The organism is bacterium, from assembly GCA_021108215.1.
Lineage (GTDB): Bacteria > Oederibacteriota > JAAXVQ01 > JAAXVQ01 > JAUVAV01 > JAIORK01.
In genome coordinates, this window is sequence record JAIORK010000042.1 from 1 (window position 1) to 13,119 (window position 13,119).

Consider the following 13,119-nt stretch of genomic DNA (forward strand, 5'->3'; position numbering starts at 1 on the left):
TTGATATGCGGTTTGTTACGTTCAAATTTTTGTTTTGCCATGTCTTCCTCCTGTTTTCAGTCAAAACTTGACGGCGATTTGTACTGGCCGTATTTAGTCGCCGAACTGCGACATTTCTCGCGCTGGAGCCCAAGAACGGGATTGAACCGTCGACCTCGTCCTTACCAAGGACGCGCTCTACCGACTGAGCTACCTGGGCAAAAAAGACATAAAAAACCCTAAAAAAATACAGAGGATAATGACAATAACAAAACCGGCAATTCCTGTCAATGTTTTTTTTTGATTTTTCAATCAGTGAAAAAGCATTTATTTAAAAGGTTTTTAATATGTCAGCCGTTTCATCCTGGATCAGCTGATTCTAATCGTTCCCTTCGGACGAACCTGAGACCGCGCCACCAAACGGAGAGACAATCATCCCCGGTGTCACCGGCGCGGATAAAGACGGTGGTATGGCTTGCCTGTTTTTCACTGCCGTTGAAACCGCATTTTCCTGCGGAAAAAAAGTCAGTGTCAACGAGGCCCGGTGGGTAATTCCCAATTCTCCATAAGGAACAAACGCATAATCCAATTGATACAAAATAATGCCTGACTGAATAGAAAAGCCAATCCCCGAGGTCAACCCTGATAAGGCATCCAAATCCTGAATCTCCGGACCTATTTTATACCCCACACGCGCGGACATCTGAGTATGCGCCGTGACATACGCATACTCCGTGCCGATGGATATTTTAATATCATTATCAATGGGAATAAGCACATCCAGCGCAGCCGTCGCCTTGCCACCGACTGTAAAAAGGTCCTGCGCAATATAGCCGCCGCCAAAACGAAAATTCATAGGCATCAATTCATCGGTTGTGACACCGAGATTTTGAGCAACAAACCCGGCACGCCAGCCGCTGTCCCGAACCATTACTTTATCCTGAAGTACCTTTGCAATACCATGGGCCGTGTCAATTTGTTTGATCGTAATTTCCTCAGTCTGACGCCAGACCGCACCCAAATCAAGTGCACCCCCGAAAACACTAACATCATCCAAACTCTCGGTAACCAGCCGCAGACTGGCACCAATCAACATGTTTTTCAACAAAGGGTCTGCTGTCGGAACAACCCGGTTAAGCTTCTGTGCGTACGTTCCCACCAAAGCAAAACTCATGGGATACAATTCAGTCCCGGTTCCCGTGTAATTGCCAAACTCATCTTCCAGTGTCTCGGTAACGGCCCCGGCATGTAAAATTGTAACCCCGCCGCCAATAGCGCCGAGCGGCCCCAACGGCATACCATACGCCAGATATTCGGTACCGATATCCTGGAACCAAAAGCTATGCGCAAAAGAAGCTGAGGGCGCCTTCATCTGGACCAGACCGGCTGGATTCCAATACAAGGTATCCAAGCCGTCACCCAAAGCGGTATAGGTTTCCCCCATGGCAATCGGCCGTACACCCTGACCCGCCTTTAGAAAATTAGCACTCGTGGTTCCCGGTCCTCCGGCAAATACCTGAGGTGACAGGCAAACCATCATCATAAAAAAAACTCCGATTCGTCGCATCCAAAACCATCCTTTGCAAAAACGTTTAATTATCATCATAGTGCCCGCAAGAGGCTATTGCAAGTCTTTTTCTTACCCAAAAGCGGTTTGCGCTCTCTAACAAAGCATCGGTCATATACCGGCTTTCTTCACAAAAAAACAGCTATTTTTTCCAGGAACGCCAACGCCGGTGTCCCCAAAACCATTGCTCGGGATTTTCCAGCACCCACGTTCCAATCAGTGCATTGGTCCTCGCGACGGTATCTTCCACTCTGGCGGATTCTTCCCCGTCCCGCATCAGCTCAAACTCAGGATAAATACGGACCACCAACTTGCTGTTCGGTTTTCGAAAACATTGCACCGGGACCATCGCTGCCCCGGTTTTCAGGGCCATATTGGCCGCCCCTAAAATTGATCCGGCCGGATGTCCCAAAAAGTCAACATACAAACCGCCGGTTTCCACCTGATCGATCAAAATACCCAACGGCTTTTCTTTTTTTAAATGCTGAAAAGATTTCATGGCACAAACATGGCGGGGATTATCCGGAATCAACCCGATCTCAAAACGCCCGATCACCCACCGATAAATTTTTGCACCCAAAGGTTCCGTCGGTTCGCGAAACAAAAATTTCAAATCGACCAACCTGGCAAACAAGGAAGGCATGAGCATAAAATTTCCTAAATGGCCGCCAAATACCACCGCCCCCTTCTTCTTTGCCAGTGCAGCGTGTAAATGCTCCAGTCCTTCCAGCGTAATAAAATTTTTCAGTTTTTTTGGATTACCGGCAGCATGTGCAATTTCCAAAAAAGCCGCACCCAGATGCATAAAATTAGCACGAGCGATCCGGGATTGTGCTTGTTCGGAAAGCGTATCTTTATAAACCAGCTTAAGGTTGTCCAGCGCAACCTGACGTCTTGACCGCATTTTAAAATACAACAGACTCCCGATCCGCCCGCCTGCCCAAAGACAGAGCCAGCGCGGTACCCATGAAAAAAAATAAATCACCAACTTAGCAAGAAAAAACAAAACATGCTTGGTCCATGGCATCATCAATCACACAGCCTTTTCAAAAAAATGTACCTGATGCATCCCGTCCCGGTTGGCAGCCACCAGCAAAACACCCCGTCCCTGAAAAGGCCGGGAGGCCGCAGACAATTGAAAATTCCCCAAACGATATGCCTCCGGTTCAAACTGCATCCAGGGCAAGGCGGGCCAGCGTCCCGAAGCCAGTGCGATGACGGCACAAACAGCGCCAAAGCATTCTTCCGCCCCTCCCAAGGACCCGAGCGCGCCTGCCACAGGAAAACAGGTCACCCTGGAAGCATTTGCCTGAAAAACCGTCAAGAGCGCTTGACTCATCAGGGCTTCGCTCTCATTAAATCCAGCTCCGGCAATCACAATCCCGACAACATCCTGGACGGTTCGGTTGTTTTTTTCCAAAACAGCACGGATACTTTTTTCCAAAATCAAACCGGTTTTACTCAGTGTCCGGGGATCATCAAATCCAGCCTGATAACCCAAATACCGTGCATAAATTTTTTTCCCGCGGCTTTCCGCATTTTCCTGACTCTCTAAAAACAACCCGGCAGCGCCTTCACCCAGCCAGGGTCCCTTGGATTTAAAATGAAACGGCTTGGGAAAATCATCTGCATACTGTTCAATGGTTTGCTGCTGATAAATCCCGGCTTCTTCAAGACCCGCTGCCATCATCGCTTGGGCACGATCCAGGATAATCGCATCAAACGCCTCGCTCAACGCCCCATAGCCTGCCATCGTATTATTATGCCCTTTGATGCCATAAACAATACACGCATGGCCTGCACTGGCATTTAAAACCGTATTGGGAAATTCCAATGGATTTGCCCGATTGGGCGTTTGCTGATAAATACGCTGGGAAAATTGAATAATCGTATCCAGCGTGCCAAAATCAGTACTGACACAAAGTCCGGTTTTTTCATAATCACCGGATTGCGCCATCGTTGCATCCGTGAGCAACTGATCCACAACAACCGCCAACATCTGCGACACCCGGTCCATGCGGCGTGTTTGCTCATGGTCAATGTGTTGATCCGCATCAAAGCCTTCCATCCTGAGAACACCGGGCGGTGTCACAACCGGCTTTGCACCGCAGCATATCTGCTCCCAGCATTTTTTATAACCAACACCCAATGGGTGCAGCATTCCCAGCCCGGTCACAACAATGGTTTTGTTCATACAGCATCTCCTGAAAAAGCGGAAAAGATCAGGCTGGCATCATTACCGGCAAAACCAAAAGAATTGGACAAAACATGCTTCAAAGGGACTTTCATCGCTTCATTGGGAACATAGTTGAGGTCACAGTCCGGATCACCGGGAATATAATTAATCGTAGGCGGTATTCTTTGATGCTGGAGTGCAAGCACAGAGGCCACCGCTTCTATCGCACCGGCAGCACCCATACAATGACCGACCGCAGCTTTGATGGAGGAAATCGGTATGCCGGCGGCTTGAGTACCAAAAACTTTTTTTACTGCGATCGTCTCCATTTTATCATTCTGCGGCGTCCCGGTTCCATGAGCATTGATATAATCAATATCCCCCGGTTCAAGTCCGGCATCCTGCAAGGCCGCATGCATGGCCCGGACCGCACCGTGCCCTTCCGGGTCGGGTGCGGTAATGTGAAACGCATCTGCCGATAATCCTGTACCGCCGATCACAGCCAAAGGCCGCCCGCCCCGTTTCCGTACACTTGTCAGAGATTCAAGCACCAGAATACCGGCGCCTTCCCCAATCACAAGTCCCTCCCGGTCTTTTGAAAAAGGGCGGCAACACGTTGGGGCTGCCGAACGCATCACATTAAATCCGGAAAAATTAAAAGCACTGAATGTTTCAGCACCACCGGTAATCGCCGCATCAACATACCCCATCCGGATTAAATCAAAAGCACGACTGATTGCGCCACCTGAAGCGGCGCAAGCAATGGTGGGTGTGATGACAGGACCTGAAAAACCGAATTGTTTGGCAATATACCGGGACAAATTTGACAATTGATAGGCTTGATAACAGGGCCGAATATCAAAAGGTTCGCCCCGTTCATATTGTGTCAACAGAGTGTCCTTGAGAATCTGAATGCCACCTTGCAAGGTACCCAGCACAACCGCAGTTGATCCACCGGGTAATGCCCGGCCGGCCTGAGTAATCGCCTCCTGCGCTGCAATAAAAGCAAATTGACAGACTTTGTCCGGAAACGCCCCTCCGGGCAGCGCTTCACGAATTTCACAGCCGAGATGGGTGCGCCAGGCACTGCTGTCAAAACCAGTGATTTCATCAATGCCTGATTTACCGGCAGTAACATTTTCCCAAAATTGTTCCCGGTTGATTCCCAGCCCGTTGACTGTGCCAATCCCTGTAATGACAACCTGTTGGTTTGGTTTCATGATCTATCCTGACATCCATCCCGGTTTTCAACTTTTGCACCGCAAAAACATCCTGCGCACTGATAGCAAATCAGAGCAAAACACCTGTAAACTATACAAAAAAAATTAAAAACAGAAAAAATCCATGTCATTGGCGGTTGTAAAGTTTTTCAATTATTTGAGAGATTTTTCTTTCCTTGAATCATTGCGGCAATATCATTGACAGAATTGACCTGGCGAATTTCATCATCTTCAATACGAATTTCAAACCGCTCTTCAAGTTCGGAAATCAAGGTGAGAATATCAATCGAATCCAGATTCAGCCCGCCGACAAACAACGCCCCGTCATCTTCAATGCTTTCCGGCGCCTGCTTCAAACGCAGTGCTTCGACGATTGTTTTTTTTATCCGTTGTTTGATATCATCAGCATCGGCCATCCATCTTCTCCTCAACTCAATCTACTCATCCTACACAATATTCTTGTAATTTGAAATCACTATTTTGTTGTCTTGATTAACTATATCAGAAGAAAGAGGGGATATCAAACAGTTGCTGTGCGCGAAAAACTTCCGAACGATAAATGGAGCGGGGGACGGGATTCGGACCCGCGACGTTCAGCTTGGAAGGCTGACATTCTACCACTGAATTACCCCCGCCCGGGTTAGGGGCGATTCGTGAATCGCCCCTACTCTGCTGTCTGCTGCTCAGCTGCTCTGTTTTGCCCCGCAGGGGGGTTCCAAATCTTTGAACAGCAGACCGCATTTAAGGGCGTATATCAATACGCCCCTACAAAATTCGCTGATCCGATGCTCAGCTGCTCTGTTTTGCCCCGCAGGGGGGTTCCAAATCTTTGAACAGCAGACCGCATTTAAGGGCGTATATCAATACGCCCCTACAAAATTCGCTGATCCGATGCTCAGCTGCTCTGTTTTGCCCCGCAGGGGGGTTCCAAATCTTTGAACAGCAGACCGCATTTAAGGGCGTATATCAATACGCCCCTACAAAATTCGCTGATCCGATGCTCAGCTGCTCTGTTTTGCCGAACTCAAAAATCTTGAGCAATAGAACAGCAGAACAGTAGACCGCATCTGAGCTTTTGCTGTTCCGCTGATCTGATGCTCAGCTGCTCTGTTTTGCCCCGCAGGGGCAAAACTGGTGGACAGGGAAGGATTTGAACCTTCGTAGGGCGTCGCCCGACAGATTTACAGTCTGTTGCCATTGACCGCTCGGCCACCTGTCCCTATAAAGCCAAAAAGAAGCTACAGTGTATACAAAGCCTCCGGCTGTGTAAAGGAATTTTTGAAAATTATATTAATGTAGGGGCGTATTGTGCCCTAAAAACGGGCATCAATGACAATACGCCCCTACTATTTCTAACTGCTCTGCGCTCAGCATACACCTCTTTGACCAGCAGAACAGCAGACCGCATCTGAGCTTTTGCTGTTCCGCTGATCTGATGCTCAGCTGCTCTCCAGATTTTCCCCTTCAGGGAAAATCTGGAGCCACCAGTCGGATTTGAACCAACGACCATCCGCTTACAAGGCGGGCGCTCTACCAACTGAGCTATGGTGGCCCGTATTTTCCATACAGATTAAGGGAATAATTTTATACACCATCCCGGCTTTTTTGGCAATTGGATTTCACCTTTTCTCAGACGCTACAGGACAACTTTTTCCCGAATTAACCAGTCTAAGAGGTAGCATGATTCCCACCTCCAAGGAGGTGAAACCGGCCTAAAAAAATATTTTCAACATTCTTTGATTGACGTTTTCCTGATTTTGAAGGAAAATAATAGTCTACTATTTCTTCAATACGGAAGTACTACATCTATACATGAACTTCTTCAACACTTTTACCACACCATTATTACCCTGCGAAAGGAGGAAGATAAAACGTTTCGATTGCTTTTGGTACATATTTAATTGTGCCAGTTTTATCTTTGTAAAAGAGTAACGATTTACCAAAAAAACGTGAGGTGTTTATTATGAAAAAATTTCTATTACTATCTTTAGGCCTGGTGCTTCTACTGGGCGCAGCAAAAGCCAGTTTTGCAGCTACCACTGCACAGGTCTTTATCCATGTAACCATCACATCCGGTACTGTGGATATTACTCGTGTAACGGGTGCTGATATCCACTTTGGTCAGGTTCTGGTTGCCACCTCTGCATACACAGACGGTACCCAGGAATCTCAGTTCAACAACAGCTCTACTGACGTTGTAGAAGATTTTTCTCTGTCCGCATCCGATACAACCGGAACCTGGGTTTATCAGACCGATGCACCGGGTACAGCTTTCGGAGCTATTGACCTAGTTCGTCTCTCCGCACTTTGGGGCGCAACCGGTGTCGTTCCGGCCCCTGCTTCTTTCCTGGCGGATGATACCATCAATGGTGCTACCCTGATTGAAAGTACTGCTGATATCTTCGCCATCACAGCTGATGCTGCTGCTTTAAAAGGCTACGCTATTCCTCATGCCACCACTGGTGGTAATGACCGGTATATCCATTTCCGTCTCGATACTCCGAATGATGGTTCTGCCGGCCAGGGTGTCAATGTTGACATCACTGTCACAGTAACAGCTTCAATCACCTAATCTTGAGTTCGTTTTGAGAGGGTCCGGATCAGCAATGATCCGGACCCTTGCTTTTTCTTTTCCAACGACTTTCATTCCAGGGGGATTATGTTCATGCCAAGCTTGAAAAAATCCATTTTACCATTCATTATGACTTTTTGTCTGGCCATACCGATACTGGCGCAAGCAGTTGATAAAAATCAAAAAAAGAACGCCGAAGGCATTGCGCTCCAGAATTATTCTGAAATCGTCGTAGAAAACCTCTCCGTCGGCGGTAACTACAGTATGATCAATCTGGTCAATCTACCGCTAAAAATCATTAACAAGAACGAGGCCGAAGTAAAAATCCGTTTCAAAATTTTATTCCCAACCAAAAATGATCTACGCGAAGGATTTGAGCCGATTCCGGATCCCAAGTGGATCATCATTGCACCGACCGAGACTAACATTGCCGCCAAAGAGACCTACAGCACGGATGTATTGATCAATATACCGGATGATAAAAAATATTTAAATAAAAAATACCAGGTCGAAATCGTTGCCGAGCAGGTACCTGCCAAAGGCCATTTCGTGAGCATTGCCTTGGCAGTCAAGGGGCATGTAATGTTCACCGTGGCGCCGCAGAAAATGACTAAAAAAGAGCTCATGCCTTCCAAAATCAATATGAATTTTGATGTGGCGAATACGGAAATCGTCATGAGTAACCTTCGGGTGGGCAAAAAGACCCATTTGCGCCCGGAAGATAAAAAGAAATTCGAGATCCAGAATCAGGGCAAAGAAAAAATCAAGTTCTTGCTCGCGAGTATTGATCCGAGCAAGACCATTATCAAGCCCAATCCGGGTTATGAAATGACACCGGATGCAAGTTGGCTGACCTTTGAAAAAGAAGAATGCACGCTCAAAGGCGGACAGAAGAGACAACCCAAAGCTTTTATCACGATCCCGGATACAAAAGAAAATCGTGATAAAAAATATGAATTTATTATCGAAGTTACCACCGGCGCGGCCAATAGCGGCAGCCGGTATGTCCGGGTTTTGGTCACAACCAAGAAATAATTATTTTTCAAACAATTAGAACGGATTTTCAGGGACGGTCTGATGAAGGCCGTCCCTTTTTTTATGCAATCATATTGTAGGGGCACGGCGTGTGTGTTTAGTATCAAGACATAGGTTACAACTTGTGCCATGACATGGGTAACACTTTTCGGTTACCGCCCCTACGATATTTTGTTTGATTTCCCCAAACAAACATTCCCGGTTGTCTGTACCTATCGTCACAAAATACGCGCCGTTTTTGGAATAATCATACGCTCTCAATCGAATCGATCTACGGTGTCTTAACATATTTATTTTGACTGGTAAAACTTGTTTCCCACACACATTTTTTTTAACTTTTTTATGGAAAAGGCATATCTGACCATAAGATCAAACATACCTTTTAAATTTTATTTTTACCTCTGTAAAATCTGCGGAATCTATAGATCGATTCATTTTTTTGAATTTTATCCGGGTTTTATCAAAGAAAGAATTTCGGGCGCGGACACCACGCCCCTACGATAAATCTTAATTTTGCCGCTGACGCTGGATTTCAAACAAGGCGACTCCGGCTGCTACCGAGGCATTGAGAGACCCGACATTGCCTTGCATGGGGATTTTGATCAGCATATCGCACAGCTCCCGGGTCAGACGCCGCAGGCCTTTGCCTTCGTTGCCAATAACCAGCGCAACCGGTCTTTTCAAATCCGCCTGCCAGATACTTTCTGGTGCGTCACCAGCCAGCCCGATAACCCAGAATCCCTCATTTTTCAATTGCTTGATGGTATTTGCCAAATTGCCGACCTTGGCAACCGGGAGGTGGGCCAATGCGCCGCCGGCGGCTTTTTCGGTAACAGACGTCACATCCGTGCTGCGCTGAATGGTCATGAGCAGACCTTGGGCGCCTGCGCACTCCGCCGAACGGATAATAGCACCCAAATTCCTGGGGTCCTCAATTTCGTCGGTAATTATCAAAAGGGATGCCGGACCGGCTGACAGCGCCTTATCCATCACCGCAGATAGCTCAGCATAAACATGGGTCTTGATGACAGCCAGCACACCCTGATTCACCACCGGCCCGGCCAGTCTGTCCAAACGGCGGCGTTCCAGCCACTCGACTGGAATATCACGACTCTCGGCCTGGTTCTGGAGTTCCTGCAAAACCGTTCCGTGTGTCCCTTTGGCCAAAAAAACCTTCTCAATTTTTGCATCTTTTGAACGCAGTGCTTCCAAGACCGCCCGGCGTCCATGAATTTTCCTCACACTATTTTTTTCACGCATGATGCATCTCATTTCTTGATTTCAAGAACCCTGCTATTAATATCCTCCACGAATCAACACGAATACTTTAATCATTTGAATTTTATCATTAAAACTTTTAATCGCACTCATGTTTTTCTTCTTTTTACCCATACCATCAGCGTTACTTTTTAATTATCGTCTTTTAATTTTTTTTCATGTTTATTCGTGCAGTTTTTTCTTTTGGCGCCTACCCTCATTTGATTTTAAGCTTTAATCTGCGTTCATCTGCGTAATCTGTGGATTGCTTTGCTTTTCTGGTTTTATTCGTGTTAATTCGTGGTTAGCTTTCAGGCATGGACACCGCGCCCCTACAATGATTCTTTTCCTCACTGTTTATTGAACAATTTTTCCAATGCTACCTTGTTCTCGGTCAATGCCAGGCTGCCAAAAGGTGTGTCTTCCAGGGAATAGCCGCACCCGGTGATCTGATCACGCAATTGGTCGGATAGCGCCCAATTTTTATCCGCGCGCGCCTGATTGCGCGAGGTGATCATTTCTAAAATTTCCTCCGGCACCGGTACAATATCCGGCACAATGCCCAATACACCCGCCATGCCTTTAAGATCTGTTTCAATCCGCTTAACGATTTCTAAAAAGACAAACGTTTTTTTCGGCCGCCCGGCAATCACCTGCCGGATTTTGTTGGCCAGACTGAAGAGCTGGCCAATCGCACCGGCTGTATTTAAATCATCATCTAAGAAAAATTCAAATTTTTCCAAAATCCGGCAACGCTCATTATTCAACACATCCGCTTTTTCATCAGCCAGATAATCATCCTGCATAACCGTGCCGGTAATGGCTGCCAATCTTTCCAGCGTCCGTTTAAACTCATGATATCCCACGCCTGCTGCCTCAACATTTTCAGGATTAAAGTCCAAAGGACTGCGATAATGCGCGGAAAGCAAGAACAAACGTAAAACCTGGTAAGGAATTACTTTCAGAACATCCCGGGTCACCCAAAAATTACCCAGCGATTTCGACATTTTTTCACCATCAATTTTCAAATAACCATTATGCATCCAGTATTTTGCCAGCGATTTTCCGGTGACACACTCACTCTGAGCATTCTCGTTTTCATGATGGGGGAAAATCAGATCCGCACCGCCGCCATGAATATCAAAACTCTCCCCCAGGTATTTCATTGACATTGCCGAGCATTCAATATGCCACCCCGGACGCCCCTCCCCCCAGGGTGATTCCCAAGCCGGTTCTCCCGGTTTGGCACCTTTCCAGAGAGTAAAATCAAGCGGATCACGTTTTTGTTCATTGACTTCTACACGCGCCCCTTTTTCCAATTCATCAATTTTTTTCCCGGACAAGCATCCGTAATTGCCGAATTTTCTGACTGCAAAAAAAACATCCCGGCCCGAGACATACGCATGCTCTTTTTCGAGCATACGGGATATCAGAGCAATGATTTCCGGTATATGTTCCGTAGCTTTGGGGGTGAGTTGGCAGGGGAGGCATCCCAGGGCGGCCATATCCTCAAAAAAAGCGGCCGTGTATTTTTCGGCAACCACTTGTACCGTTACCCCCTCTGCATTTGCCCGGTTGATGATTTTATCGTCGATATCGGTAATGTTTTGCACATAGTTTACCTCAAATCCGCGCCGAACCAGTACCCGGCGCAGCGTATCAAAAACCACAAAAGCCCGGGCATTTCCCACATGAAAATAATCATACACGGTGGGACCGCAGGCATAGAGTCCCACTTTTCCCGGTTCGTGCGGTTCGAAGAGTCCTTTGGTTCGTGTAGTTGTGTTATAAATATTTAGCGCCATGGTCATCCTCTTTGTCAAAATATCCGCGTATCATAACAAAAAAAAGACACACCGTAAAGTGCGTCCTGACTGCTTTAAAAAAAATCTGCAGACCCGCCTAGTCCCAGCGAAAATCATACTTCCACTGATTGGGATCGGATTCGTTTTTTACAATAACGATATTTTTTACGCCGGCGATTTCCAGGGCGCCGACGCAATAGCCAGCTATAAATTCCCGCAAGGTCACTGTCAAATCCGGAAAATTGTTAATCGTGAGTGTACCGCTTTTGGCGTTGACATTTTCCATGACCACGTTGCCTTCATCATAATATGTTTTCCATATCATGGGTGCGCGGGAAATAATAAACGCCGGGGTGGTGATACGGGCAAAAATTTTATAAACCCCGGTCAATATCTCTTTGGCTGAAACCGCACCCAAATGACGCATAGGATACGGCTCTCCAGGGTAAAAGACTTTGGCAAACGCTTCCAGAATCTCACTCATCTCCACAATCGGCACTCTGGTCACTGGAAGAGACTTTTCATAAATATCTCTGTTTGTTTCGGAAAGCAGTGCCAAAAAATATACCGCTTTTCCCGGGTCATTTTCACACGCGGATTTCAAAGGATCAAATGCCACTGCTTTGCAAGTTGCCATGCCGACACCTCTTTTTTCAAAAAATCAATATAATTGAGACAAACGAATAAAACAACAAAAAAAGGCAGGCCGGATAACCGGGCCTGCCTTTAAACAATCCTTTAGCTTAGTCTGACTTTTTTTTAACCGCTTTTTTCTTTGTTTTTTTAACAACTTTTTTTACCTTTTTGACTACCTTTTTGGCAGTCTTCTCGGTTTTAGGCTTTTTTTCTGTTTTTTCTTTTTTTACTTTTTCGCGCTCAGTCGCACGTTCTTTTTTCGTCTTTTCTTTTTCAACCTTACGCTCAGAAATTTTCTTTTCCTTTTCCGGCGATTTGACGACTTTTTTTACTTTCTTTTTCGTTACAGTCTTGGTTTTCTTTTCATCTTTTTTCTTTTTAGTTTTTTCTTTCTTTTCTTTCTTTTCTTTTTCCTTTTCTTTCTCGCCCTTGCTCTCATCCTCACCGGTCACGGATTTTTCCAGTTTGGTCAATTGGCCAAGCAGTTTATCCCCCGAAATCCAGTCAACCATTTCCAGATAAGCGACTGAGGCAGCATCTCCCTTACGGGGTCCAATTTTAATAATACGGGTATAACCGCCTTTGCGTTCCTTATACCACTCTGCGATCGTATCAAAAAGACGATTGACAACATCTTTACGTGAAATAAATGCCATGGCTTGACGCCGATGATGCAATGTTCCTTTTTTTGCAAGGGTTACAAATTTTTCGGCCAGGGAACGCGTTTCCTTAGCTCTTGCCAGCGTAGTTTTAATACGACCATGCAGGAACAACGCCTCCACAAGCTGCTTCATCATTGCCTTACGGCGATGCATTGGAACACCCAGTCTTCTGCCGCTTTTTCTGTGTCTCATTCCCTTACCCTTTCCAAA

11 protein-coding genes and 4 tRNA genes are annotated in these 13,119 nt (G+C 46.4%); 2 read left to right on the forward strand and 13 right to left on the reverse strand.

What is annotated here, in order from left to right:
* Nucleotides 1–123: 123 nt before the first annotated feature.
* The 9 genes from K8S19_09700 to K8S19_09740 all read right to left on the reverse strand — a co-directional run bounded on the left by K8S19_09700 (nt 124) and on the right by K8S19_09740 (nt 6,494).
* A tRNA-Thr gene (locus K8S19_09700) sits at nt 124–199 on the reverse strand.
* A gap of 159 nt (nt 200–358) precedes the next feature.
* Nucleotides 359–1,546, reverse strand: a complete 1,188-nt coding sequence (locus tag K8S19_09705) for a PorV/PorQ family protein (GenBank protein ID MCD4813950.1) — start codon at nt 1,544–1,546, stop codon at nt 359–361.
* 142 nt (nt 1,547–1,688) lie between these two features.
* Entirely contained in the window at nt 1,689–2,576 is an 888-nt protein-coding gene (locus K8S19_09710) for a hypothetical protein (GenBank protein MCD4813951.1), read from the reverse strand.
* Between the two features lie 3 nt (nt 2,577–2,579).
* Nucleotides 2,580–3,740, reverse strand: coding sequence for a hypothetical protein (locus K8S19_09715; GenBank protein ID MCD4813952.1), 1,161 nt, complete (start codon nt 3,738–3,740; stop codon nt 2,580–2,582).
* The gene (locus tag K8S19_09720; GenBank protein ID MCD4813953.1) at nt 3,737–4,942 is read right to left on the reverse strand and encodes a beta-ketoacyl-[acyl-carrier-protein] synthase family protein; all 1,206 of its coding nucleotides are present in this window, start codon (nt 4,940–4,942) and stop codon (nt 3,737–3,739) included. Before K8S19_09720 ends, K8S19_09715 begins: the two co-directional genes overlap by 4 nt.
* A 149-nt stretch (nt 4,943–5,091) precedes the next feature.
* Complete coding sequence (locus tag K8S19_09725; GenBank protein MCD4813954.1) at nt 5,092–5,358, reverse strand: acyl carrier protein; 267 nt, start codon at nt 5,356–5,358, stop codon at nt 5,092–5,094.
* A 144-nt stretch (nt 5,359–5,502) separates the two neighbouring features.
* Nucleotides 5,503–5,577: transfer RNA gene (locus K8S19_09730), tRNA-Gly, on the reverse strand.
* 497 nt (nt 5,578–6,074) lie between these two features.
* A tRNA-Tyr gene (locus K8S19_09735) sits at nt 6,075–6,161 on the reverse strand.
* A 257-nt stretch (nt 6,162–6,418) separates the two neighbouring features.
* Nucleotides 6,419–6,494, reverse strand: a tRNA-Thr gene (locus K8S19_09740).
* Nucleotides 6,495–6,905: 411 nt separating this feature from the next.
* Here K8S19_09740 and K8S19_09745 point away from each other — a divergent pair.
* Both K8S19_09745 and K8S19_09750 read left to right on the forward strand, forming a co-directional pair.
* Nucleotides 6,906–7,514: a hypothetical protein gene (locus K8S19_09745; GenBank protein ID MCD4813955.1), complete on the forward strand. Its 609-nt coding sequence runs from the start codon at nt 6,906–6,908 to the stop codon at nt 7,512–7,514.
* Between the two features lie 93 nt (nt 7,515–7,607).
* Entirely contained in the window at nt 7,608–8,549 is a 942-nt protein-coding gene (locus tag K8S19_09750) for a hypothetical protein (protein MCD4813956.1), read from the forward strand.
* 507 nt (nt 8,550–9,056) lie between these two features.
* Here the strand turns inward: K8S19_09750 and rlmB are convergent.
* From rlmB to rplQ, 4 genes are all read right to left on the reverse strand, one after another.
* Nucleotides 9,057–9,809, reverse strand: a complete 753-nt coding sequence (gene rlmB, locus K8S19_09755; GenBank protein ID MCD4813957.1) for a 23S rRNA (guanosine(2251)-2'-O)-methyltransferase RlmB — start codon at nt 9,807–9,809, stop codon at nt 9,057–9,059.
* Nucleotides 9,810–10,156: 347 nt separating this feature from the next.
* The gene (gene cysS / locus K8S19_09760) at nt 10,157–11,611 is read right to left on the reverse strand and encodes a cysteine--tRNA ligase (protein MCD4813958.1); all 1,455 of its coding nucleotides are present in this window, start codon (nt 11,609–11,611) and stop codon (nt 10,157–10,159) included.
* A 97-nt stretch (nt 11,612–11,708) separates the two neighbouring features.
* A complete protein-coding gene (locus K8S19_09765; GenBank protein ID MCD4813959.1) occupies nt 11,709–12,248 on the reverse strand; it encodes a DUF2378 family protein in 540 nt (179 codons plus the stop codon).
* A 106-nt stretch (nt 12,249–12,354) separates the two neighbouring features.
* Nucleotides 12,355–13,101 carry a 50S ribosomal protein L17 gene (rplQ, locus tag K8S19_09770; protein ID MCD4813960.1) on the reverse strand — a complete coding sequence of 249 codons (747 nt, stop codon included), beginning with the start codon at nt 13,099–13,101 and terminating at the stop codon, nt 12,355–12,357.
* Between the last annotated feature and the right edge of the window lie 18 nt (nt 13,102–13,119).